The sequence below is a fragment of the Micromonospora sp. RTP1Z1 genome (genome assembly GCF_033804685.1).
Classification (GTDB): domain Bacteria; phylum Actinomycetota; class Actinomycetes; order Mycobacteriales; family Micromonosporaceae; genus Micromonospora.
The window spans coordinates 48,937-72,296 of the sequence record NZ_JAPFQV010000005.1 but is presented as its reverse complement, the minus strand read 5'-3'; the positions used below and the strand labels follow the sequence as shown (position 1 = coordinate 72,296).

19 protein-coding genes are annotated in these 23,360 nt (G+C 73.1%); 2 read left to right on the top strand and 17 right to left on the bottom strand.

All coding sequences use genetic code 11. The annotated features are described in order from the left end of the window. Positions 1-6 precede the first annotated feature (6 nt). The 3 genes from SLP03_RS04355 to SLP03_RS04345 all read right to left on the bottom strand — a co-directional run bounded on the left by SLP03_RS04355 (position 7) and on the right by SLP03_RS04345 (position 3,961). On the bottom strand, positions 7-1,227 hold the full coding sequence (locus tag SLP03_RS04355; RefSeq protein WP_319459195.1) for a sensor histidine kinase: 1,221 nt from the start codon (positions 1,225-1,227) through the stop codon (positions 7-9). A gap of 40 nt (positions 1,228-1,267) precedes the next feature. Beyond that, positions 1,268-2,773, bottom strand: coding sequence for a sugar transferase (locus SLP03_RS04350; RefSeq protein WP_319459194.1), 1,506 nt, complete (start codon positions 2,771-2,773; stop codon positions 1,268-1,270). A gap of 327 nt (positions 2,774-3,100) precedes the next feature. Then, positions 3,101-3,961 (bottom strand): Fpg/Nei family DNA glycosylase, encoded by an 861-nt coding sequence (locus SLP03_RS04345; RefSeq protein ID WP_319459193.1) that lies wholly within the window; start codon positions 3,959-3,961, stop codon positions 3,101-3,103. Positions 3,962-4,128: 167 nt separating this feature from the next. Here SLP03_RS04345 and SLP03_RS04340 point away from each other — a divergent pair, with 167 nt between their 5' ends. Beyond that, entirely contained in the window at positions 4,129-5,409 is a 1,281-nt protein-coding gene (locus SLP03_RS04340; RefSeq protein ID WP_319459192.1) for a glycosyltransferase, read from the top strand. 108 nt (positions 5,410-5,517) lie between these two features. On the opposite strand, the gene SLP03_RS04335 is transcribed toward SLP03_RS04340, so the two are convergent. From SLP03_RS04335 to SLP03_RS04315, 5 genes are all read right to left on the bottom strand, one after another. Then, the gene (locus tag SLP03_RS04335) at positions 5,518-6,243 is read right to left on the bottom strand and encodes a CDP-alcohol phosphatidyltransferase family protein (protein ID WP_319459191.1); all 726 of its coding nucleotides are present in this window, start codon (positions 6,241-6,243) and stop codon (positions 5,518-5,520) included. Further along, complete coding sequence (locus SLP03_RS04330) at positions 6,218-7,285, bottom strand: iron-containing alcohol dehydrogenase family protein (RefSeq protein ID WP_319459190.1); 1,068 nt, start codon at positions 7,283-7,285, stop codon at positions 6,218-6,220. Before SLP03_RS04330 ends, SLP03_RS04335 begins: the two co-directional genes overlap by 26 nt. Continuing rightward, the gene (locus SLP03_RS04325) at positions 7,273-8,004 is read right to left on the bottom strand and encodes a phosphocholine cytidylyltransferase family protein (RefSeq protein WP_319459277.1); all 732 of its coding nucleotides are present in this window, start codon (positions 8,002-8,004) and stop codon (positions 7,273-7,275) included. Before SLP03_RS04325 ends, SLP03_RS04330 begins: the two co-directional genes overlap by 13 nt. Positions 8,005-8,085: 81 nt before the next feature. Continuing rightward, positions 8,086-8,856 (bottom strand): hypothetical protein, encoded by a 771-nt coding sequence (locus SLP03_RS04320; protein ID WP_319459189.1) that lies wholly within the window; start codon positions 8,854-8,856, stop codon positions 8,086-8,088. Then, the gene (locus SLP03_RS04315; RefSeq protein ID WP_319459188.1) at positions 8,853-9,302 is read right to left on the bottom strand and encodes an NUDIX hydrolase; all 450 of its coding nucleotides are present in this window, start codon (positions 9,300-9,302) and stop codon (positions 8,853-8,855) included. The genes SLP03_RS04320 and SLP03_RS04315 overlap by 4 nt, the downstream gene beginning before the upstream one ends. 114 nt (positions 9,303-9,416) lie before the next feature. On the opposite strand from SLP03_RS04315, the gene SLP03_RS04310 reads away from it, so the two are divergent. Beyond that, positions 9,417-9,809, top strand: coding sequence for a cyclic nucleotide-binding/CBS domain-containing protein (locus SLP03_RS04310; RefSeq protein WP_319459187.1), 393 nt, complete (start codon positions 9,417-9,419; stop codon positions 9,807-9,809). Positions 9,810-9,939: 130 nt separating this feature from the next. Here SLP03_RS04310 and SLP03_RS04305 read toward each other — a convergent pair whose 3' ends face one another. The 9 genes from SLP03_RS04305 to SLP03_RS04265 form a co-directional block, all read right to left on the bottom strand. Beyond that, on the bottom strand, positions 9,940-12,993 hold the full coding sequence (locus tag SLP03_RS04305) for a malectin domain-containing carbohydrate-binding protein (protein WP_319459186.1): 3,054 nt from the start codon (positions 12,991-12,993) through the stop codon (positions 9,940-9,942). 243 nt (positions 12,994-13,236) lie between these two features. Continuing rightward, positions 13,237-14,277 carry a glycoside hydrolase family 26 protein gene (locus SLP03_RS04300; RefSeq protein ID WP_319459185.1) on the bottom strand — a complete coding sequence of 347 codons (1,041 nt, stop codon included), beginning with the start codon at positions 14,275-14,277 and terminating at the stop codon, positions 13,237-13,239. A 134-nt stretch (positions 14,278-14,411) separates the two neighbouring features. Then, a complete protein-coding gene (locus SLP03_RS04295; protein WP_319459184.1) occupies positions 14,412-15,344 on the bottom strand; it encodes a sulfotransferase in 933 nt (310 codons plus the stop codon). A 28-nt stretch (positions 15,345-15,372) separates the two neighbouring features. Beyond that, positions 15,373-16,968, bottom strand: coding sequence for a polysaccharide biosynthesis C-terminal domain-containing protein (locus SLP03_RS04290; protein WP_319459183.1), 1,596 nt, complete (start codon positions 16,966-16,968; stop codon positions 15,373-15,375). Continuing rightward, positions 16,965-17,828, bottom strand: coding sequence for a sulfotransferase family protein (locus SLP03_RS04285; RefSeq protein WP_319459182.1), 864 nt, complete (start codon positions 17,826-17,828; stop codon positions 16,965-16,967). Before SLP03_RS04285 ends, SLP03_RS04290 begins: the two co-directional genes overlap by 4 nt. A 17-nt stretch (positions 17,829-17,845) precedes the next feature. Then, on the bottom strand, positions 17,846-19,057 hold the full coding sequence (locus tag SLP03_RS04280) for a hypothetical protein (RefSeq protein WP_319459181.1): 1,212 nt from the start codon (positions 19,055-19,057) through the stop codon (positions 17,846-17,848). Continuing rightward, positions 19,057-20,544 (bottom strand): O-antigen ligase family protein, encoded by a 1,488-nt coding sequence (locus SLP03_RS04275; RefSeq protein WP_319459180.1) that lies wholly within the window; start codon positions 20,542-20,544, stop codon positions 19,057-19,059. Before SLP03_RS04275 ends, SLP03_RS04280 begins: the two co-directional genes overlap by 1 nt. Then, positions 20,541-21,542 carry a DUF3048 domain-containing protein gene (locus SLP03_RS04270; RefSeq protein WP_319459179.1) on the bottom strand — a complete coding sequence of 334 codons (1,002 nt, stop codon included), beginning with the start codon at positions 21,540-21,542 and terminating at the stop codon, positions 20,541-20,543. Before SLP03_RS04270 ends, SLP03_RS04275 begins: the two co-directional genes overlap by 4 nt. Then, the gene (locus tag SLP03_RS04265; protein ID WP_319459178.1) at positions 21,539-23,302 is read right to left on the bottom strand and encodes a Wzz/FepE/Etk N-terminal domain-containing protein; all 1,764 of its coding nucleotides are present in this window, start codon (positions 23,300-23,302) and stop codon (positions 21,539-21,541) included. The genes SLP03_RS04270 and SLP03_RS04265 overlap by 4 nt, the downstream gene beginning before the upstream one ends. Positions 23,303-23,360 lie beyond the last annotated feature (58 nt).

The following is a 23,360-nucleotide window of genomic DNA, read 5'->3' as shown; positions in this document are numbered from 1 at the left end:
GCTCGCTCACGAGCCGGCCCGTACGCCGGGGTGGAACTTCGGCACCCGCATGCTCACCTTCGTACCCGAGCCGAGGCCCGTCTCGACGACCAGGCCGAACCGGTCCCCGAACGCCGACCGGAGCCGCTCGTCCACGTTGGAGAGGCCGACGTGCTGGCCCGCGTCGTCGGTCGGGTCGCTGCCGGCGCCGGCCAGCTCGGCGATGCCGGCGGTCAGCGTCGTCGGATCCATCCCCACTCCGTCGTCCTCCACCGTGATGTGGCATTCGGCGCCCGCGTCCCGGGCCTCGATGCTCACCATGCCGGTGCCCGGCTTGCGGGACAACCCGTGCCGGACGGCGTTCTCCACCAGCGGCTGGAGGCAGAGGAACGGCAGGGTCACCGGCAGCACCTCCGGGGCGATCTGCAACCGCACCTGGAGGCGGTCACCGAACCGGGCCCGCTCGATGGTCAGGTAGCGGTCGATCGAGCGCAGCTCTTCGGCGAGGGTGGTGAACTCGCCGTGCGCCCGGAACGAGTAGCGGGTGAACTCGGCGAACTCCAGGATCAGCTCCCGGGCCCGCTCCGGGTCGGTCCGGACGAACGAGCCGATCGCGGTCAGCGCGTTGTAGATGAAGTGCGGGCTGATCTGGGCGCGCAGCGCGCGTACCTCGGCCCGGGCCAGCCGCTCCCGGGACGAGTCCAGCTCGGCCAGGGCGAGCTGGTCGCCCGCCCAGTGCGCGGTCTCCAGGGTGGCCTGCACCAGCCCGGGCGCCGGCTGTCCGTCGGCGATCGCGACCAACGCCCCGACCACCCGGCCGTCCGCGCTCAGCGGGGCCACCACCGCGCCGCGTACCGGGCAGTCCACCAGATCGCAGTGCAGTTCCGACTCGCGCAGCACCGTCGACCGGCCGGCCGCGGCCGCCCGCCGGGCCGCCGCGAGCAGCTGGTCACCGTGGTGCGCGCCGCGCCCGTCGAGGGCGAGCAGCACGTCCCGGTCCGTCAGGGCCAGCCCGGCCGCACCCACCAGGGCCCGCAGATGACGTACGGCCTTCGCCGCGCCCGCGCTCAGCCCCGCCCGCAGCGGCTCGGCGGCGAGTCCGGCGGTGTGCAGCACCTCGTACGTGGCCCGCTGGGTCGCCGTGGCGATGCCCCGCCGGGCGCGCACCCGCAGCACCGCCCAGAGCGCCGCGGCCAGCGCGGTGACCAGTGAGACGACGCCGAACACGGCGGAGAGGTTGGCAGCCACGCAGCGATCCTGACGGGTGGCGGCCGTTACGCCAAGCGGGTCAGTACGCGCCCTTGCGGGCCAGCACCACGCCCACCGTGCGCCACAGGATGCTCAGGTCGTACGCCAGCGACCAGTTGTCGACGTAGTAGAGGTCCAGCCGGACCGCCTCGTCCCAGGAGAGTTCGGAGCGGCCGGAGACCTGCCACAGCCCGGTCATGCCCGGCCGGACCAGCAGCCGGCGGCGCACGTCGCCGAGGAAGTCACCGTCGTCGGCGGGCAGCGGACGCGGCCCGACCAGGGACATCTCGCCCCGGAGCACGTTGATCAGCTGCGGCAGTTCGTCCAGCGAGGAGGCGCGCAGGAAGCGGCCCACCGGGAAGACCCGGGGGTCCTGCTTCATCTTGAACAGCATGCCGTCGGTCTCGTTCTGGTCGACCAGGCCGGCCAGTCGCTCCTCGGCGTCGACGTACATGGTGCGGAACTTCCAGACCCGGATGGTCCGCCCCTCGTGGCCGACCCGGGCCTGGCGGAAGAAGACCGGCCCCCGGTCGGAGATCCGGATCGCGACAGCGACGGCGAGGAAGAGCGGGGCCAGCAGCAGCAGGCCCAGCCCGGCGGCGACCCGGTCCAGCAGGCTCTTGACCAGCAGCGCCGGGCCCGACAGGGTCGGCTCCTCGACGTGCAGCAGCGGCAGGCCCTCGATCGGCCGGATGTGCACCCGGGGACCGGCGATGTCGGTGAGCTGGGGGGCGACCACCAGATCCACCCCGGAACCCTCCAGCTGCCAGGCCAGCCGGCGCAGCTCGCCCGGCTCGGCGCTGGCCGAGCCGCAGACAGCGATGGTGTCCCCGCCGACCTCGCGGACCAGGGCGAGCACGTCCCGGCCTGCGTAGACCGGCACCGGGGTCTCGATGCCCCGGGCGGCGGCGTAGCCGTCGGTGAGGTGGATGGCCACCGGCACCAGGCCGGAGCCCGGGTTGCGGGTGACCGCGGTGTAGACCTCCAGCGCCTCCGGCAGGGTGCCGACCAGCACCATCCGGTGTCCGGCATGGCCCATGCGTCGCCGGATCATGTGCAGCACGAACCGGGCCACGAACCGGGCCAGCAGGATCAGCAGCAGGGCTCCGAGCAGGGCGAACCCGACCGACCACCGGGACAGCAGGGTCCTCGTGGCGAAGGCGATGAAGGAGACCGTCGCGGCCACCGCCACCCCGGCCCGGATCACCCGCTTGAACTCGTCCGGCCCGAGGCCGAGGTACCGCCGGTCGTAGGCCCGATTGCCCCACAGGATGATCAACCAACCGAGCGGGAGCAGCAGGAACGCCACGGTGTAGAACCAGGATTCCTCGGCATCCTGGAAGCCCGAGGCGGCCTGGTCGAAGGTCTGGACCGCGATCCAACTGGCCAGCGCCGCCGCCCCGAAGTCGAGCAGCAGCAGCATCGCGATGTAGGGGCGGTGCCAGCGGGAGACGCGGCGGCGGGCGCGGGCCCACGCCGACCGGGGTACGCCGTTGTGCGACGGCGGAGTCGGCGGCTGGATCTCGAAGCTGTCGACGTGCCGCACGCTTTTGCTCCGGCCTGTGTTGGTTACCGGGCGCTGGAGGCTTGTCGTCACCTCAACCCATGTCCTCCCGCATGACACGCGCCCTCACTCGCCGTGAGGGCTCGGGTCGCCCACCGTTCCAGTCTCCCACGCGGGCTCCGGGCCGGACAGCGACCCGAAGGACGACCCGCCCGGTGGTGCCAGCTTGGGATCCGGCCGGCTCCGCACCAGTTTCGAAGCCGGGGACCGAGCCACTATACCGATGGATGGTGGGCCCGGTAGAGCCGCGGACCGGGAGGTTCGACGCGCTCCGGCCGATTCCTCTCCGTAATCGGGAGGTGTCGTTACTCACCGTACGAGCCGGGACAACCGACGGTCAGCGAGCGGCTTGCCCCCGGTCTGGCAGGTGGGGCAGTACTGGAGGCTGGAGTCGGCGAAGGAGACATCCCGCACGGTGTCCCCGCAGACCGGACACGGCAGCCCGGTCCGGGCGTGCACCTTCAGGCCGGAGCGCTTCTCGCCCTTCAGCTCGGCGGCCCGCTGGCCCATCGAGCGACGGACCGCGTCGCCGAGCACCGTCCGGGTCGCCGCGTGCAGGGTGGCCAGCTGGTCGTCGGTCAACCGGTCGGTGAGCGCGAACGGCGACAGCTTCGCGGCGTGCAGGATCTCGTCCGAGTACGCGTTGCCGACCCCGGCCAGTACCGCCTGGTCGGTCAGCACCCCCTTCACCTGGCCGCGCCGGCTACGCATCCGCTCGGCGAAGGTGGCCAGGTCGGCGCGGAGCGCGTCCGGACCCAGCTTCGACACCCCGGGCACCTGCGCCGGATCGGTCACCAGATACGCGGCCAGCTTCTTCTGGGTGCCGGCCTCGGTCAGGTCGAAGCCGGAGCCGTCGTCGAGGCGTGCCCGCAGGGCGATCGGGCCCTTGCCCGGGCGCAGCGGCGCCGTGGACGGGAAGGCCTCCCGGTAGTGCAACCAGCCGGCCCGGGCCAGGTGCACCACCAGGCGCACGCCGCCGTCGAAGACCACGTCGAGGAACTTGCCGTGCCGGCCGGCGTCCACCACCGCCCGGCCGGACACCGCGCTCGGCGTCGGGTCGTACGTCTTCAGGGCGCTGATCGCGGCGACCTCGACCCGGTCGACCCGCCGCCCCACCGCGCGCTCGCGCAGGTATCCGGCGAGCGCTTCCACCTCCGGTAGTTCGGGCACCGTACAACGGTAACCTTCTTTCCCGTGAGCGCGAGGAACGAGCTCGCGACTCCCCGCGCGAGCGCGAGGAACGAGCTCGCGACTCCCCGCGCGAGCGCGAGGAGTGGGCTTGCGGCCCCGCAGCCGCGAGCAGAGAGCGGCACAGTCGCGAACGAGAGGCAAGCTCCGTGAGAATCGTGGTGGCGCACAACCGGTACCGGGAGGCCCAGCCCTCCGGCGAGAACACCATCGTCGACGCGGAGATCGCCCAGCTCACCGCGGCGGGGGTGGAGGTGCTGCCGTTCCTCCGCAGCTCCGACGAGATCCCGACGATGCCGAAGGCGGCGAAGGCGCTGCTGCCGATCTCGCCCATCTACGCCCCGAAGGCCCAGCAGGAGCTGAGCCGCCTGCTCACCGAGCACCGGCCGGACGTGCTGCACCTGCACAACCCGTACCCGCTGCTCTCGCCCTGGGTGGTGCGGACCGCGCACCGGCACGGCGTGCCGGTGGTGCAGACGGTGCACAACTACCGGCAGGTCTGCTCCTCCGGGCTGTACTTCCGGGACGGCATGATCTGCCAGGACTGCCGCGGCCGGGCGCTGGGTGTGCCGGCGATCGTGCACCGCTGCTACCGGGGGTCGCGGGCGCAGAGCGCGCTGATGGCCACCACCCTCGCCGTGCACCGCCCGACCTGGAAGTCCGTCGACCGGTTCATCGCGCTCACCACGGCGGTCGCCGACCACCTGCGCGACTACGGCATCCCGGACGAGCGGATCGTGGTCAAGCCGAACGCCATCCCCGACCCGGGGGCGCCCGCCCCGCTCGGGGAGGGTTTCCTCTTCCTCGGCCGGCTCTCCCCGGAGAAGGGGCTGGACCTGCTGCTCGACGCGTGGCGACGGCACCCGGACGGCGCGCTCGGCCCGCTGCGGATCGCCGGGGACGGCGAGCTGCGCCCGCTGGTCGAGGCGGCGGCCGCCGAACGCGCCGACGTCACCTTCCTCGGCCCGCTGGACCGCGCCGGCGTACGCGCCGCCCTGGACGGCAGCGCGGTGGTGCTGGCGACCTCCACCTGGCACGACGTGCTGCCCACCGTGATCATCGAAGCGCTGGCCAGCGGTCGCCCGGTGCTCGGCACCGCGCTCGGCGGCATCCCGTACCTGGTCGGCGCGGACACCCCGCGCGAGCCCGCCGGCACCGGCCCCGCCGCCGTCGCCTCCGCCGCCCCCGGAGAGGGCCGGGTGGCCCTGCCGGCCGGGGTGGAGCTTGGCGAGGCGGGCTGGGTGGTGGCCCCGGAGCCGGCCGCGCTGGCCGCCGCCCTACCCGTGGCCCGGGCCGGCGCCGCCGCGCTGGCTGCCGCGGCCCGCGCCCGCTACGAGCGCACCTTCCACCCCGACGTGGTCACCAAGCAGCTCATCGACATCTACGCCGCCGTCTCCCGCACCCCCCACACCCCGCGCCCTCCCCGCTGACCGCGCCCAAATTCACGGAAAGAGTGGCTGTCCGGCGTGCGATAGCCACTCTTTCCCTGAAAGTGCGGGCACCGGGCACCGGGCGTCGCGGCGCGGGGCGGGGCGCGGTCAGGGGAGGGAGGCGCGGGCGGAGAAGGCGATGCTGGCCAGCAGGAAGCCGCCGTTGACGATGGTGAAGGCGACGATCACCCAGAGCGTCAGGGCCGGGGCGAAGGCCAGCACCAGGCCGGCCAGGAAGATCACCGCGCCGTAGTCGCGGACCAGCTTCACCAGGCGCACCGGCAGCGAGGTCGAGGTGACCATGCTGGCCGCGTTCGGGCCGGCCTGCATCACCGAGGTCACCAGGTTGACCATCCAGGTGCCGGCGAAGACCGCCACCAGCCAGGTCGGCGTCGACGGGCGCTGCGCCACGGCGGTCGCCCCGAGGGCCGTGACCAGAGCGATCTGGGCCGCCACGTCGCAGAGCACGTCCACCCGCGCGCCGGCCGCGCTGCCCTGCCCGGTCACCCGGGCGAGCTGCCCGTCCGCGCAGTCCAGGGCGTACGCGACCTGCCAGCCGACCAGGGCGACCAGCCCGACGACCCAGGCCGGGACGGACCCGGCGGCGACCCGGTCGGCCAGCGCGACCACGGTCACCGAGGCGGCCAGGCCGAGCAGCAGGTTGGCGATGGTCAGCGCGGTCGGGCGCAGCCCGAGCCGCTGGGCGATCAGCGCGAAGACGGCGCCCAGCCACTGGCTGACCGACTCGCTGAACAGGCCGCCGCCCCGGTTGACCCGGTGGAAGTCGGCGACGGTGGGGCGGGACGGCTCAGTCAAGGTGGTCGCGGAGTGCACCGGCGTAGTCTGCCAGCCGCTCCCGCGTCTCGGTAGGCGACATCGCGAGGTGTTCGAGGATGGTGTACCGGTCCGGCCGGGTGGCCGGGGCGAACTGCACGGCCTCCACGAACTGGTCGTCGGTCAACCCCACGTCGGCGGGGAGCCGGGGCAGGCCGTGCCGGGCCAGGCAGGCCGACATCTCGGCGAAGCGCCGGTGGTCGCCCCGCAGGAAGGTGCAGAAGAGCGCACCCAGCCCGGCCAGCTCGCCGTGCGAGGCGGTGCCGGGGAACAGCGAGTCGATGGCGTGCATGATCTCGTGGCAGCCGCCGCTGGACGGGCGGCTGGTGCCGCAGACCGCCATCGCCAGCCCGCTGGAGATCAGCGCCTCGGCGAGCACGGTGACGAACGCGTCGTCGGTCATGTCGCCGCGGTGGGCGAGCACCGCCTCGGCGCCCATCCGGGCCAGCGAGGCGGCCAACCCGTCGACCGGCTCGCCGCGCACCTGCCGGGCCAGCTCCCAGTCGGCCAGCGCGCTGATGTTGCTCACCACGTCGCCGATGCCCGCCCGGTTGTGCCGCTCCGGGCCGGCCTCGACGAAGTCCAGGTCGACGATCACCGCGATCGGGATGTGCACCCCGTAGGAGCCCTTGATCCCGCCGGTGATCAGGCTGGCCACCGGGGAGGCGATGCCGTCGTTGGCCAGGCTGGTCGCCACGGTCACCATGGGCAGGCCGCGCCGGGTGGCGGCGTACTTCGCCACGTCGATGGTCTTGCCGCCGCCGATCCCCACCACCGCGTCGTACGACCGGGCGCGGAGCTTCGCGCCCAAATCGTCGGCGGCGTCCAGGGTGCCGCCGGCCACGGTGAACACGTCCGCCGAGCGCAGCGACGGCCGGATCAGCTCGGCGATCTGCTCGCCCTGGCCCGGCCCGACCACCACCGCCACGTCGCCCCCGGCGGAGATCCGCCCGTCGACCAGGATCGCCGCCAGGTCGGCCACCGCGCCCCGCCGCACGTCGATGTGCAGCGGGGTGAGGATCGTCCGGGCTAGTAGCGGCACGCGATCTCCCGCGCCCGGGCCAGGTCGGCGTGGTTGTCGACCTCGACCCAGGAGACGTCGCCGATCGGCGCCGCCCGCACCTCGCCACCCCGGTCGGCGAACTCCTGGTAGCCGTCCTCGTAGTAGAGGTTCGGGTCGCGTCGCCAGGTCGCCTCCAACGCGTCGGCGAGCGCGTCGGCCACCTGCGGCTCGATCAGCGTCGCGCCGATGTACTCCCCGTACGCCTCGCCCGGGTCCATCACCTTGGTGATCCGGGTGAGCTGGCCGGCGGCGTCGAAGATGGTCTTCATCTCCTCCTCGGCCAGCGCCTTGATGTTGTCGATGGCCAGCAGGATGCCCGGGCCGCGCTCGGCCAGCAGGGTCTTCTCCACGCTCACCGGGTGCACGGTGTCGCCGTTGACCAGCAGCACGCCCCGGGCGAAGTGCTCCCGGGCCAGCCAGAGCGAGTAGGCGTTGTTCCACTCCTCGGCCTTGTCGTTGTGCACCAGGTTGATCGTCACGCCGTACTTCTGCTCCAGGGCGGCCTGCCGCTGGACGACCGCGTCGGCCGCGTAGCCGACCACGATCACCACCTCGGTCAGCCCGACCTCCGCGAGGTTGCGCAGCGCGATGTCCAGGATGGTGATCTCACCGTCCACCGGTACCAACGCCTTGGGCAGGGTGTCGGTGTACGGGCGCAGTCGGCGCCCCGCACCGGCCGCGAGCACCATCCCGATCATGCCGGCATCCTCCTCCGTACGACTCCGGGTCACCGGTGGAGGATAGCGCCGGGTGACTTCGCCGCTGCCGCCAGCCGTGGTTCAGCCCGGCAGGGCCGCCAGGTCGGCGAGCATCGCCAACCGCTCCTCCGCGGTCAGCACGACGTACGGCCCGGCGGCCCGGCGGTCGGTCTCCAGGTCGATCGCCAGCCGCTCCGCCCCGGACGGCAGCTCCTCGATGCTCGCCGCGGTGTGCCCCGCCGCCGTCCACGCCGCCGCGTGCGCGTCCGCCCGGTGGTAACGCAGCGTGCCCAGCCGGTTGAGCAGCAGCACCCCCGGCGGCGTGCCCTCCGGCTCGTACGGCGGCGCCATCGCGCCGAAGGCCGAACCCGCTCCCGTCGGGTCCGGGTCGGCCAGCACCAGGGCGCACGCGAGCAGCCGGCCGAGCGCCTCCACCAGGCGGACCACCCGGTCGTCGTGGCCGGCCCACAGCTCCTCGGTCACCTCGGCGTGCACCTGGTAGATCTCGGCGAGGAAGGCGAGCCCGCGCTCGGTGGCGCAGAAGCCCCCGTCGAACACCCGGTGGAGCATCCCGTGGGCGACCTGCTTGTCCAGCGCCCGCCGACAGGAGGCCGGATCCCGGTAGCGGGTCACCGCCGCGAAGCCCGGCCCGTCCACCGTCGCGCCGGGCGCGGCCAGCCGGGTCCGGAACTCGACCAGGAAGCCGGTCGCGGCCGGTCCGCCGTACCGTGAGCTCAGCTCGGCGCCGCCACCGTCGCGGCCGGCGAGCATGCCGGCGACGAAGGCCCGGTCGACCGCCGGGGCGACCAGCCCGGCGAACCGGTGCGGCGCCAGCTCGACGCCGTCGCTCACAGACCTATCGAGTGCAGCGCGGCGAAAGCGTTCTCGGCGACCCGCCGGATCAGGCCGTCGTTGACGTCGCGGTGCTCGTCGAGCAGCGCCAGATCCTCCTCCGCCAGCCAGCGGAACTCGGTGTGCTTCCCCTGTTCCAGCCGAGGTCGGGTGAGGTCGCCGTCGACCCGGACCAGGAAGTCGGTCTCCAGCCGCTCCAGGCCGTCGTCACCGGTGTACCGGTACTCGCCGACCAGGCCGAGCACGTGCGACACGCTCCAGCCGGTCTCCTCGGCGACCTCCCGGCGCAGCGCGTCGTCGACCTCCTCGCCGGGTTCGAGGTGGCCGCCGACGATGTCCCAGACGTTGGGAAAGAGGCGCCGCTGGGGGGATCGGCGCTGAATGAAGATGCGGCCGTCGTCGTCCACGATCAGCGCGCCAGCGCAGCGGAGAGGCTCGGTGGGCACCTGACGACAGTAGCGAGCCCGGACCGTTTCCGGCGATGCCCGGTCTTGTCCCGGTACGCATCGAGGGCCCACCATGTCCGTACCGGTGCCGCCGTCCCACAGGAGTGATGCGTGATGCAGGTTCGGGAAGCGATGTCCAGTGAGATTCTCGTGGTCGGCCCGGAGCACACGCTCCGCCAGGCGGCCCGGATGATGTCGGCCCGCGGTGTCGGGTCGGCGGTGGTGATCGATCCGGACTCCGAGGGGATCGGGATCATGACGGAGCGCGACGTGCTCAACGCGATCGGCGCGGGATTGGACTGCGACGTTGAACGCACCGGGGCCCACCTGACCTGGGACGTGGTCTATGCCGGCCCGGACTGGACGGTGGAGGAGGCCGCCGCAGCCATGGCCCGCGGCGGATTCCGGCACCTGGTGGTGCTGGACGGCCGGGAGGTGGCCGGGGTGATCTCGGTCCGGGACCTGATGCGGGTCTGGGCCGGGCAGCACGCGCCGACCCGGGCCTGAGCCGACCACCCGGGCGCGAGCCGTGCCGGGTGCCGCAGACGACGACGGCCCGGGCGCGACGCGCCCGGGCCCGGAAAGGGCGATGGCCCGGCCGATACCGGCCGGGCCATCGCTGTTGTCGCGCGTCAGATCACGGGCCGACGAAGACCGCCGCGCCGCGCCAGTCGACACCGTCCACACCCGGGCCGCTGACCGTCGCGGAGAACTGCGGCGACGACGGATCCGACGGCCAGGCCATCTTCTCCAGGTTGCCGCTGCTCTGCCGGACCACGTAGAGCTTGTCGTCCGCGTAGAAGACCCCACCGGCCCCGGCGAAGAACGTCGAGGTCATGTAGGTGAAGCGTTCGGCGCCGACCGTGCCGGTGTCCGGGGTGAACCAGCGCCAGAAGAGGCTGCTCTGCCCGGCGAGGGTGTAGTAGAGCCGCCCGCCCTTGTAGAACATGCCGGTCACGTTCGGGATCTCCGCGTAGAAGTTCGACGCGGAGCCGGCGTACGTCTGCGACTCTCCGGGCTTGGCGGACCCGGTCTGCACCGTGTCCCAGGTGGCGTCGTGGTACGGGTCGACCTTGCTCGCCGCACCGAAGGTGTCGCCGTCGAAGGAGCGCTGGTAGAGCGAGCCGTTCAGGCCGTAGTAGAACGTGCCACCGACCCAGAAGCCGCCCTTGGCGGACGACCAGGCGGTGCCGTCGGAGTTGGCGACCGCGCTCGCCGCGCCGACCGCCGAGGCGCCGTCGTACGACCGCTTGGTGACGCTGTTCAGCTCGGCCGCGGTGGGCAGCGGCGCCACCTTGACCAGCTCGATGGCCTGCACGAGCGGGTTCTCCACGACCCGACCGAAGTCGACGTCGACGTTGCCGTCGCTGGTGATGGTGTAGGCGCGCATCGTGCCCCGGTTGGTCCCGCCGGCCCCGACCACCGGGTCGAAGTCGTTCAGCCGGACCAGGCCGTCGATGCTGACGTCGAAGATCCGCTTGCCGGCGGTGCTGGTGCCGGTGTACCGGTTGGCCAGGTAGAGCCGCACCTGGACCTGCTGCCCCGCCGGGACCGGGAAGTCCCACTGCAGGTCGGGCGCGGTGCTCGGGTCCCACCGCTCATCGCTGTACAGCGACGCCGGGGTGCCGGCCGGCACCGTGGCGTCCAGGGCCGCCAGGGTGCTGTAGCCCTTCGTGCTGCTGCCGACGTTGTGGTACGGGCTCGGGGCGGCGACGGTGTCGGTCGCCCAGGCAGGGCCGCTCGGCGCGGCCACCGCGGGCCCGCCCGCGTTGACCCGGTACAGCACGTCGGCCGCGGTCGGCGCCGGCGCGGTCTGCACGATCTCGATCGCCTGGACCAGCGGGTTCTCGACGACGTGGCCGAAGTCGATGTCCACGTTGCCGTCGCTGATCATCGCGAACGACCGCATGGTTCCCCGGTCCGTGCCGCCGGTGGCGGCGACCGGGTCGAAGCGGTCCAGCTTCAGCACCCCGTCGATGCTCACGTTGAAGATCCGCTTGCCGACCGTGCCGGTTGTCGGGTACCGGTTGGCCAGATAGAGCCGCACACCGATCTGGGCGCCAGCCGGGACCGGGAAGTCCCACTGCATCTCGGGCGCGGTGGTCGGGTCCCAGCGCTCGCTGCTGAACACGCTGACCGGGGTGCTGGACGGCACTGTCGAATCCAGGGTGGCCGGCGTGGCGTACGTGTTGATGTTGCTGCCGGTGTTGTGGTTCTTGCTCGGGGTGGCGACCGTGTCGGCCGCCCACGCCGGGCCGCCGTCGATTGCGGCCACCTGCGCCCCACCGGCGTTGACCCGGTAGAGCACCGTGGTCGGCTTCGACTGGCCCGCCTGGTAGACGTTGCCGGGCAGGCTGTTGGTGGCCGTGGAGTGCGGGGCGTTGCCGCCGGTCAGCGGGAAGAAGGCGATCTTCCGCCGCATGTACTGGCGGTTGCCGATGTAGTCCTCGTCGCTGCCGAGCCAGAGACCCTCATCGGTGACCAGCAGCTCGGTGACGCCGTACCCGCGCGGGTGCCGGCCCGGGTTCCAGGCGAGCGGCAGGCCGCTCACCGGGTCGAGGGCGGCGATGCTGGCCCGGCCGACGGCGCCCGGCTGGGCCTTGTCGGCGCCGAGCGGATTGTTGGCCCAGCGGAAGTGGCCGCCGACGTAGACGGCCTCCTCGCTGATGCCGACGGAGAGGAAGGTGTCGCCCCCGCTGTAGTTGACCCAGGTGGGCTGCTGCCCGGCGCCGGTGGCGGTGGCCTCCCAGCGCGCCGCCGCGTCGCAGAGCGTGCCCGGGTAGGCCGCGCCGGTGGTCGCCACGACGAAGTACTTGCCGTCGGGGGAGAACTGCACGTCCCGCACGTACGAGTCGAAGGACAGCGACCGGCAGGCCGGGACGTACCGGTCGGTGTTCCAGTTGGCGACGGTCGCCGAGGTGTCGCCGAGGTTGATCTGCACGATCTGGTCGTGCACCGCGCCGTCGGCCTTCTTGAAGTTGCCGATGACGACCAGCTGCTTGCCGTCCGGCGAGACGGCGAGCTTCTCCGGGCCGACCCCGGCCTGGGCACCGGTGCTGCCGGTGGTCCAGTTGTGGTGCTCGGTCAGCGCGGTGGTCAGGTAGCTGTCCACGGCGCCGGTGGTGGCGTTCAGCGAGGCGAGACCGGCGCGCGGGTCCGTCGCGGTGGCCTTGGTGAAGATGCCGCCGACGAGGAGCCGGTCACCGATCTTGGCGATGTCGTTGATGGTGCCGTCGAAGCCGGTGCTCTTGAAGCCGGCGACCGGCGAACCGTCCGCGACGTTGAGCAGGGCCAGCTTGCGGAACCCGTTGGTGGCGCCGTTGACGCTGTTGAACTTGCCGGCGACATACACCGTGCCCGCGGTCGGACCGGCGATCACCGCGGTGACCTCGTTGTCCAGCAGCGGGGCGAAGCTGGTGTCGATGGTGCCGGTGGCCTTGTCGAAGGCCAGCACGTACTTGCGGTTGATGATGGTGGTGGAACCACGGTTCTGCGCCTGGGTGAAAGACCCCCCGACGATTACCTTCGTGCCCGCGTCGTAGATGGCCACCACGTTGCCGTCGAGGATGCTCGGCGTCTTGTCGGACGGTACGTCGGCGACCACGGTGTCGTGGTTCGGGGCGGCGGCGAGCGCGGGGCTGGCCGTGAAGAGACTGGCGACGCCGAGGACGGCGGCACCGATCAGGGACACCGTGCGGTGTCTCGGTAACGAGGAAGGCACAGGCAACTCCGGAGGCGCGTCGGAGAGCTGTGATCGGGGCCGCGAATCGGAGCGGCGTGAGGCGTCCGACCGGGACGACCGACCACAGACGTGAAAGCAACACCTTCTCGCATCGAGGTGCGCCGCGTCCACCCGGGAACGTGATATTGGCCGAGCAATCCGGCGGGCCGGCCCGCCGAGTCAGTACGGATCACACGAAAAGACGAGTGACGATCACCGGGCCGGGGTGGGCGGTGGCCCCGACGAGGCGGTCAGGTCGGGCGGCGGTGGGGAGAAGTACGGGTCGGTGGCCATCTCGCGGAAGACCGCCGCGCTCTCCGGGTCGTTGCCGAACGTGCTGTCGTACAACGGTTTGGTGGTCTGTTTGGCGGCGAAGTAGAGGGCGGCCTTGATCTGCGGGTGCTTCTTCAGGTACGGGCGGACCTCGCGCAGCCAGTCGGCCCGCTGCCCGGGCCGGCCCTCCTGGGTGAGGCCGAACTCGCCGATCACCACGGGGCGGGGGTGCTGCTGGGCGAAGGCCATGAAGTGGTCCATCCGGTTGCTGAAGCTGGCCCACTCCGGGCCCGGGTAGACGTCGGCGCAGAGCCAGTCCACCTGGTCGTCACCCGGGTAGTACGCCTCGGCCTCCCGCTCGTCCTTGGCGAAGCCGTCCGCGTGCGGGCACCACACCCACGCCGCGTTGGTGACCCCGACCTCGGTGAAGATGCCCCGGATGTGCTTCCAGGCGGCGACGTAGTCCTCCGGCGAGTGGATGCTGGCGGCCAGGTTCGGCCGGTCCATCTCCCAGCGGTACCGCAGCAGCACCGGCAGTCCGAACGCCTTGACGTCCTGGGCCCGCTGGCGGATCAGCGAGTCGTACGTGCCGCTGACCGTCGACCGGGTGTCCGTACCCTGCCAGGAGATCATCTGGAGCTTCCCCATGGCCTGGAACGCCTGCTCCGTGGCGCCCGGGAAGGACTCGTTCCACTGGTGGAACATGTGCGCCATGGTGAGCTTGCCGCCGGCGGCCCGGTTGAACTCGTCGACCGCCGCGGCCCGCCCGGTGGCGTTGTGCCACTGCGGTTTGACCCAGGCGCCGAGCCAGGCACCCTGCTCCGGCGGCTCAGGCCCCCGCCCGGTGGTCCGCACCGGGCCCGTCCGGGGCTCCACCGTGGGCGGTGGCACCACCACCGGCTGTTCCGTCCTGCGGGCCGGCTCCGACTCGCAGGCCGCCATCGCTGGTGCCAGGCAGGCCAGGGCGAGCACGACCGCCATCGTCCGTCGTAATCGTCGTACCACCGCAACCTCTCCCCAGGAAGGTCGCCGGCCCTACGATGCCCCGGCGGTTCCGCGTCAGCGGAGCCGGGGGTGACCCGACGACCTGAAGCACTCTACCGGTGCGACGGCTCTCACCCGGTGTAGCCGAGCTCGGTCAGCAGCGGCCCAGCCTGGGCCCGGACGTCGGCGAGGTCGGTCTCGGCGAGCCGGGCCCGCCAGCGGCCGACCGATCCGGGACGGGCCTGGCCGAACCGGGCGTGCAGGGCCTGCCGCCCCGCCGGGTCGCTGACCTCGAGGAAGTCGGCGACCACCTCGGCGGCCTCCGCCGGCCGGGTGACGATGTCCTCGTAGCGCAGGTGGCGTACCCGCTCGGCGGGCAGCTCGGCGAGCTGGGCCAGGGCGCTGCCGGTGAACCGGCGCCACATCCAGGCCGAGCGGGCCAGGTCGGAGACCCGGCTGAACTCCTCGTGCCGCTCCGGTTCGACCCAGAACCGAGGCGCCGCTCCCCACGGGGTGCCGCCCCGGCCGCTCTTCCCGGTGCCGGTGGAGGCGGCGTTCAGCCAGGGCTGCTCGGCGTGCGACACCGCCACGTCCCGACCGTCCCGGTAGACGTGCAGGAAGACCGCGTCGGGAAAGACCTCGGTGAGGAACGGCACGATGAAGCAGTTCTCCGGGTCCTTCTCGGCGAACCGCAGTCCGCCGTGCCCGGAGGCGGCGAGGAGTGCGCCGTAGTAGCCGCGGAAGTAGCGGGCTGCCCGCTGCGGGGTCCAGCTGCCCTCGTACACGCAGCGGGCCACCGCCTTGGTCAGCCGCGGCTCGAAGTGGTACGAGACGTCCGGCAGCGCGCCGACGCAGCTGCCCAGGAAGGTGGTGCCGGAGCGGGGCGCGCCCAGGATGAAGATCGGCCGCTCCACCTTGAGGCTCAGCTTCCGGCCGGCGGCGGGGACCGGCCGCTCCAACTCGCGGCGTTCCTTCCGGTCCGCCACCAGGCCGACCGCGGCGAGTTTCGCGGCCTTCACGGCGGAGAGGCCGGCGTGCGGGGCGAGGGGCGTGCTGCTGGTCATCGGTGTCCCATCGGTACGCAGGGGCAGGTCACGACTGTGCGGCCCGCGTCCGGCCGGAGCGGTTCCTGCCGCGGCGCAGCGCGCGGAGCGCGTCGAGGTGCAGGGTGGTCCGCCAGCGCCAGGCACCGGCCAGGTACGCCGCCGCGCCGACCGCCGTCACCAGGGCGAGCGCCGGCGCCGAGGCGCCGAGCAGGCTGGCCAGTCCCAGCGGGAGGCCGAAACAGACGACGGCCAGGGCCATCGCGGTGCGGGTGCCGCGCCCGAACGGGTGCAGCCGCAGCGACCACCAGAGCTGGGCCAGCGGCACCAGGTTGGTGACCAGGATGGACGCGGTCCAGGCCAGGGCGGCGCCGACGATTCCGTACACCGGGATGAGCGCGACGTTGGTGAGCACGTTGACCGCGGTGCCGGCCATCGCGTTGTAGAAGGTCCAGGCGGTCCGCCCGGCCATGTTGAGCACCATGTCGACCATGCCGCAGCCGGTCGCCACCAGCATGGTCAGCGCGAGCAGCACCACCACCCGGCGGCCCATGTCGTAGCCGGTGCCGAAGAGCGCCAGCATCGGCTCGGCGAAGGCGGCGAAGACCAGGTACGCCGGCCAGGAGAGCAGCACCAACCAGCCGGTCGCGGCCTGGTAGAGCTGCCGCGCCTCGGCCCGGTCCTCGCGGGCGAACGCGGCGGCCATCCGGTGCTGCACCGAGCCGGCCAGCGCCACGCTGGAGAGTTGGCCCAGCGCGAGGAACCGCGTCGCGGCGGTGTAGACCGCGGCGTCGACCGGCCCGCGCAGCGCGCTGAGCAGCACGATGTCGAGCCGCTGCACGATGATGGCGGCCAGGCTGCTCAGCGCCCGCGGCCCGGTGAACCGCCAGAACGGTCCGGCCAGCTCGCCCGCCGGCACCGGCCGGGTGACCTCGCGTTCGGCGCGCCGGACCAGCCGGCCGAGCCAGACCAGCGCGACGGCGGCGGCCAACAGGTAGGGGACCGCCCAGGCCAGCGGCAGCGCCCGGGTGGCGGAGAGGCCGAGCCAGGCGGCCACGGCGACCGCGACGAACTGCACCAGGGTGCGGCCGAGCCGTTCCACGGTGAGCAGCGGACGCATCTGGCCGAAGCCCCGGCAGGCGGCGAGGGCGTAGTCGGTGAGCGCCGCCAGCGGCACGAAGGCCAGCAGGACGCGCAGCGCGGTCACCGCGCCCGGACCGGCCTCGGGCATGGTCAACCGGGCGAGCGCCGGCGCGACCAGCCAGCCGACCACGGCCAGCAGCGCCCCGACGACCAGCACCGGCAGCAACCCGGCCAGGATGGTGCCCCGGATCCGGTCCCGCTGGCCCAGGGTGCGCTGCCGGCTGACGAAGTACACGGTGCCGACGTCGGTGCCCAGCCGGGCCGCCGACACGGCGATCATGAACGCGCTCGTGGCGGCGAAGAACATGCCCGCGTCCCGGACCGACCAGCCCCGGGCGATGACGATGTTCAGTCCGAAGCCGGCCACCGCCGCGATGCCGACCCCGACCAGGTTGGCGAAGCCCTGCCGGGCCGCGCCGCCCAGGCCCGCGCCGGCCGCCGTGGCCGGGCCGGCGACCTCAGCGGTCACCGCCGGGCCGTCACCGGCGTCCGTCCGGGTCACCGCCGCCACGACGGCACGCGTCCCCACCAGGTGGCCAGCCGCTCGTCGTACGGGGCGAAGTGCTCCTCCAGCCGGGCCCGCAGCTCTGGCGACATCGGCGAACGGGACCGCGAGTTGTGCTTGCCGAAGGCGATGTCCGCCCACCGGGGCAGGCCGAGGAAGTCGCAGACCGCGTCGAACGCCGGCCGCGGGTCGGCGAAGAAGTCGTCGCTGTCGATCACGTGCAGCCGCTCCCGGCCGACCAGCGATTCCAGCCGCTCCAGCTGCTCGACGTACCGCCCCCGGGCCAGGTACGCGTTGTGCTGGAGGTGGTGGCTCAGGTACGTCGGGTCGGCGGTCATCCGCTCCCGCTCGCCGGCGGTCCGCTCCTCCTCCAGCTCCAGCGCCCGCTCGAACGACGACTCGGGCTCATAGCCCCGGGCCAGCTCGTGCGAGTGCGCCGAGTACGCCCGTTCCACCGGGTCGCGCAGCAGCACCAGCAGCCGCACCTCGGGCAGGTCCTTGGCGATCCGCGCGCCGGCCAGCGGGTGGAACATGTAGAACGGGCTCGACTCGCCGGTGATGCCCCGGACGCCGACCTGCTCCCGGACCGCCTCCGCCTTCGCGGTGGTGGGGAAGTGCCCGAGGTACCAGTTCATCCCCCGCTGGTAGTCGGTGTCGAAGTGGTGCACGCCCTTGTGGTACGCCGGCGGCAGCACCCCCGGGTGCTGGGCGAGCGTCTTGAACAGCGAGGTCGTGCCGCAGCGCTGCGCCCCCACGATCAGGAATCCGGGCGTCATCCGGGATCCGGCGGTCAACCGACCGACCGTCCGGCTCACCGTCCGCACCGCACGGAGCGCCTGCTCCTTGGCAACCGTCACGTCCCCACTCCTCACTCTCACCGGGCCCGGCGGGCCAGGTGCTCCTCGACGGCCGGCAGCAGCCAGGCGTCGACATGCCCCAGTCGCGCACCCGCCTCCGCCTGCCGGTCCCGCAGATAGCGCGCCGCCAGCTCCACCAGGTAGAGCACGGCGACCAGGTCGGCGTCCCGCCCGTCCTGGTCGAACCGCGTCAGCGTCCCCGCCGCGCCTTCGATCAACGCCCGGGCGGCGTCCCTCGGCTCCACGCAGTCATGCCCGATGGCGGTCTGCACCACCCGGTGCAGCGCGTCGTAGCCGGCCGGCACGTCGCCCTCGAACCGCTCCCAGTCCCAGACCAGCACCCGGCCGTCGGCGAGGACGGCGCTGTTGCCGCCGTTCCAGTCGCCGTGCCAGGCGCCGAAGGCCACCGTCGGGTCGGCGTCCGCGACGCTCTTCAGCACCGCGCGCAGCCGCCCGGCCTCCGGTCGCGCGCCGAGCGCGTCGACCGCGTCGGCCAGTCGGGCCGCGTGCTCGCTGCCCGCGTACGACCGGCGGCGCACCCCCAGGCAACCGGCGACGGCCACCATCGCCGCCCGCTCGGCCGCCTCGGCGGCGGCCGGGGTGGCCCGGGGCAGTCGCACCGGCAGGGCCTCCTGCACCAGCAGCGCGTGGCCGTGCCACTCGCCATGGTGCAGCACCCCGGCCACGGTGACCGGGCCGAGCGGCAGGTCGGCCAGCCGGCGCAGCGCCGTCGCCTCGACGTCGACCAGGGTCCGGGTGAGCGGGTCGACGCCCAGCTTGGCGTACCCGAGCGCCCGCCCGTCTGGGCCGAGCAGCTGCAGCACCGGCTTGCGGTTGGCCCGGGCCGGCCCGATGTGCATGCTGACCAGCGACCGGGTGCCGAGCACGTCGGCCAGGTGGGCGTCGAGGGTGCCGCCGGCGGCGTCGACCACCAGCCGGTCGCGGAACACCAGCGGCCCCAGCCCGAGCCGGAACGCGGTGGCCAGCCCCTGCCGGACCAGCTTCGCCTTACGGCCGACCGCCTCGGTCGAGTGCCGGACGGCGCTCGCCGCGGCCCGGCGGGACCCGGTGGGCACCAGCAGCCGCGGCCGGGCCGCCGACGGCACCACCACCCAGCCCCGGCCGCCCCTGCGCAGCGTCGGCTCGGCCGGCGCCGGCCAGATCAGCTCCGCCAGCTCGGCGAGGTACGCGGACCGGCCGTCGCCGTCCGGGGGGACACGGAACACCATCAGCGGTCACCGGCTGCTTCGATTCGGGCCCGCAGCCCACCCACGGTGCTCCTGGGCGGCGCCGGCGCGACGGCCCGGCGCAGCCGGTCGTTGCGGGCGAGCAGGGCGACCGAGATCAGGCCGTAGGCGAGGGTGGCTTCCAGTGCACCGTAGGTGAACTGGAAGAAGAGCATCAGGATCAGCACCAGGCTGCCCGCGACGCCGATCGCGCTGTGGTCGTGCCGGAACCGCCAGAGGCAGTAGAGGAAGAACGCGCTGTAGCAGAACGCCCCGACGTAGCCCTGGCCGACCAGCAGGGCCCAGACCTGGCCGTTGCTGCCCAGCTCCCGATTGCCGCACTGCTTGCAGTCGTCGGACTTGCCGATGGCGATCGACCGGTTGCTGCCGATCAGCGCCCGATTGCCGCCGTAGCCGAGGACGGGCGAGTGGTTCGCGGCGGCGATCGCGCCCTCGGAGAGGGTGGTCCGGATGTCGTCGCTGTGCCCGTTCTGCAGCCGTTCGTCGAAGGTCCGGCCGAGCGGGGTGGCGATGATCAGGATGCCGATCAACCCGACCGCCAGGGCCAGCCCGCCGAGCACCGCCATCCGGCCGCGCAGCGCCAGCCGCATCGCCACGTAGACCGCGGAGATGCCGAGGCCGATCCAGAGCCCCCGGTTGAGCGAGTAGATGATCGGGAAGACCGCCGCCAGCGCGATCGCGATGCCGAGCACCCGGCGCGCCGGCCGGCCCAGCACCACCCAGCCGACCAGCAGCCAGATCAGCAGGATCGCGGTGTTCTCGCCCCACGAGTTGGTGTACTCGAAGGGCGCGGAGGGGCGCGGTGAGCTGGCCTCCCCCGCCAGCACCTGCTGGACCTGGGCGAACTCCACGTTCATCAGCGAGGCGACGAAGGGCTGGCTGGCGATGGATTGCGGCAGCAAGAAGTGCAGTGGCGCGACGAAGCTGAAGGTCGGGAAGAGCGAGCCGAGGTACCCACCGATCACGACGACGACGGCCATGAAGCCGAAGTGCCGGACCACCCGGCGCTGGGGCAGCTCCCGTTCGTGCAGGTTGAGCACGTAGAGCATGACCACGGTCATCGACAGGTAGTTGGCCAGCCGGATGCCCCAGCCGATGTAGCGGCCGGCGCCAGACGCGGCGAGCGTGTCCGGCGCGTTGAGGTCGAGCATCAGCACGGAGAGCAGCACCCAGAGCAGCAGCACGAGCCAGAGCCCGAACCCGGGCGGCACCCGGACCGGACCGCGGCGGTGCAGCTGCACCAGCATCGGCACGGCGAAGATGACGAAGACGAACGACGACACGCCGAGGGCCCACCAGAGCGGGTAGAGCACGAAGAGCGCGCTCAGCGGCCACGCCGTGGGCAACCGCAGCGACCAGCCCCGCGGCCGGACCGGTGCCTGCGCGAGCCGGGCCGCGCCGGGCGAGGGGGTGTCCCCGCCGGCCGGGGCCGACCCACGGGCGGGGCGGTGCGGGGTGACCGTGCTCATTTCACGCTGACCTTGGCGGTGCTCGGCGCGTAGATCACCCAGGCGTTGCCGGGCTGCGGGTGCAGCAGGTCGCCAGCCGGGTCGGCGATGTTGCAGACCATCTCCTGGCCGGGCTTGCGCCAGGTGCCCTTCGCGCTGGACGGGCCGGAGACCGCGACGACCGCGCCCTCGCCGAACACGTTCGCCGAGGGCAGCGAACGCAGCGACGGGTGCCGGACGTCCAGCGTCCGGTACTCCATGGTCAGCACGATCACCGACGCGGCGGTGACCGTCGCGGTGCCCACCTTGCCGACCCAGAGGGACTTCGGCTCGTCGTACCGCCAGACCATCGGCGGCCCGCCGGAGACCGTGACGGTCAGCTCCCGGGCCGGGGTGAGGTCCCGCCCGGCCAGGGCGCTGCCGGCGGTCGCGTAGTCGAGGACCGGCGTGGGCGGTTGGCCGCCCTTCGGCGCGGCCTTCCAGAGCGCGGCGGTGGAGGTGTAGTCGGAGGCGAAGACCTTGTCGCCGTCGTCGGCCGGGGTGACCCCGGCGAGGCCGGACTTCTCGAACTGGCTGAGGAAGCCGGTCGGGCCGCCGTCGTACCCGACGAAGGGCCGCAGCACGCCGACGGAGCGGATGTCGCTCGGCCGGATCTCGGTGACCGGGCCGACCTTGGTGGCGTCCCGGGACTGGAACACCGCCGTCACGTGCAGGGAGTCGGACTCGGCGAACTCGACGTACACCAGGTCGGCCGATCCCAGGCCGGCCGGCGCGGTCGACGGGGTGACCCGGATCGGCACGGCGACCGCCTGCCGGGCGGCCACCGGCGCGCCGCTGACCGGCAGGCCGGTCAGCGGCGCCCGTGGCTGGCTCGGGGTCGGGCTCGGCGCGGGCGTCGCCGCCGCGCCCGGGTCGATCACGCCGGTGCTGCCGGTGGGCTGGGGTTCGCCGCACGCCGTGCCGAAGCCGATCACGAGGGCCGGGGCGAGGGCGGCGCGGAGCATCTGCCGGCGGTTCACCCCAGGTCCTCGCCGGAGTCGAGGGCGTAGCTGCTGCGGGCCGGGCCGTCGGTGCCCGTGCCGTCACCCCGCGACCGGTAGGTGCTGCCGTGCCCGTTGCCGGTCACCGGCATCGGACCGGCCGGCTTCGCCGGCTTGACCGACCCGGACGCGCCGCCCTTGCCCGCGGTGGCGCCCGAGGCGCCCGACACGGACGGCTTCATCCGGGGCAGCACCATGGTCGACTCCACCGACGGCGAGCCGGGGTTCGGCCGCGGCTTGGGACGGATGGCCGGCATCGCAGGCTTGGCCGCGCCACCGGCCGGCACGGGCAGCCGCGGGGCGAGCACGGCGCCGATGACCGGGGCGTCGACCTGCTCGAACTGGCGCAGCGCGGCGGTGAGCTCGCCGCTGCGGGTACGACCCGCCTCGGCCACCATGATCACCGCATCGACGTGCCGACCCAGTGCCTGCGCCTCGACCGCGAGGGTCGGCTGGGCGGTCTCGATCAGCACGTGGTCGAAGCGGGCGGCCAGCTCGGAGAGGATCTCCAGCAGCGCGGCCACCGGCAGCTCGACGTCCGCGTCGAGGTCACCCGGGACGAGCACCCGCAGCTGGCCGAGCCCGGGGACCGGGGCCAGCGCCTTGAGCGCCGGGACGTCCCGGCGGAGCACCGCGGCCAGGTTGTGCCGGCCCTCGGCGACCCCGGTGATGGCGGTCAGGGCCGAGTCCGGCTTGGTGGTCACCAGGGCGACCTGCTGGCCGGTACGGGCGTACGCGGCGGCCAGGTTCGCGGCGACGAAACCGGCGGCCGTGCCGGCTGAGCCGTCGCAGAGCAGGATCTGACGCCCCCGGCCGGCCTGGGCCGGCTCGGGCACCGCGGAGAGCAGCACGTTGCGCAGCCGGCCCAGCTCCCGGGAGATCTTGTGGCCAGCCGGCAGCACCGCCAGCGTCGCGGTACGCCCCGGCAGCTCCAGCAGCAGCGGCAGGCCGACCCGGTCGGAGATGTCCCGGCCGCGGCGCACCCGGGTGTCGAGCCGGTCCAGGATCAGCGCCAGCACGATGCCGAGCAGCAGGCCGGCGCCCATCCCGCTGGCGAGGTTCAACGTCCGGTTCGGCGAGCTGGGGCTGTCGGGCAGCCGGGCGTCGGAGATGATCTCGCCCGGGTCGGTGTCGGCGGACAGCAACGGGCTGAGCCGGTTGTTCAGCGAGGCGGACTGGTTGGTCAGCACGGTCCGGTCGGCCTCGGCCTGCTCCCGCTGGACCGAGTTGGCCGGTGCTGCCGCGATCCTGCCGGCGACCGCGCTGAGCTGCTTCTTGACGTCCGCGATCTGCTGATTCAGCGCGGCCTTCTCGTTGTCCAGGCCCTTCTGGGCGGTGGCCTTGCGCAGGTCCAGGTACGCCTGCGCGAAGGCGTGCGACCCGGCCTGCGCCTGGGTGGGGCTGTCCGCCTCGTACGCCACCTGGAGGATCTGGCTGTTCGGCGGCACGGTGACCGTCGCCGACTGGACCAGCTGGTCGGCGGGGGTGGTGCTCTTCATCAGCGTGCGGGCCCGGTCGGCGACGACGATCGACTGGACCACCTGTGCCTCGGTGTCGAGGTTGACCTTGGCGTTCGGGTTGCTGTCCGAGCCGGTCCCCAGTGGGCGCACCAGCAGCGAGGTGGTCGACGTGTACAGCGCGTGCTGCAGTTGGCTCACCGCCAGGCCGCCAGCCGTACCGAGGACCGCCGCCAGAAGCAGGATCCACCAGCGACGGCGGAGCCAGCCCAGGTAGGCCATCAGGACGGGTCCTTCGGAATCGCTCTCGGCCAGGTGGGGTGAGGGCATCAGAGTGTGT

What these genes read in the sequence shown, in the direction of transcription:
- SLP03_RS04325 (WP_319459277.1), bottom strand. Translation starts at nt 8,004, where the DNA reads ATGATCGGGATGGTGCTCGCGGCCGGTGCGGGGCGCCGACTGCGCCCG.
- SLP03_RS04310 (WP_319459187.1), top strand. Translation starts at nt 9,417, where the DNA reads ATGCAGGTTCGGGAAGCGATGTCCAGTGAGATTCTCGTGGTCGGCCCG.
- SLP03_RS04300 (WP_319459185.1), bottom strand. Translation starts at nt 14,277, where the DNA reads ATGGCGGTCGTGCTCGCCCTGGCCTGCCTGGCACCAGCGATGGCGGCC.
- SLP03_RS04295 (WP_319459184.1), bottom strand. Translation starts at nt 15,344, where the DNA reads ATGACCAGCAGCACGCCCCTCGCCCCGCACGCCGGCCTCTCCGCCGTG.
- SLP03_RS04280 (WP_319459181.1), bottom strand. Translation starts at nt 19,057, where the DNA reads ATGGTGTTCCGTGTCCCCCCGGACGGCGACGGCCGGTCCGCGTACCTC.
- SLP03_RS04275 (WP_319459180.1), bottom strand. Translation starts at nt 20,544, where the DNA reads ATGAGCACGGTCACCCCGCACCGCCCCGCCCGTGGGTCGGCCCCGGCC.
- SLP03_RS04265 (WP_319459178.1), bottom strand. Translation starts at nt 23,302, where the DNA reads ATGGCCTACCTGGGCTGGCTCCGCCGTCGCTGGTGGATCCTGCTTCTG.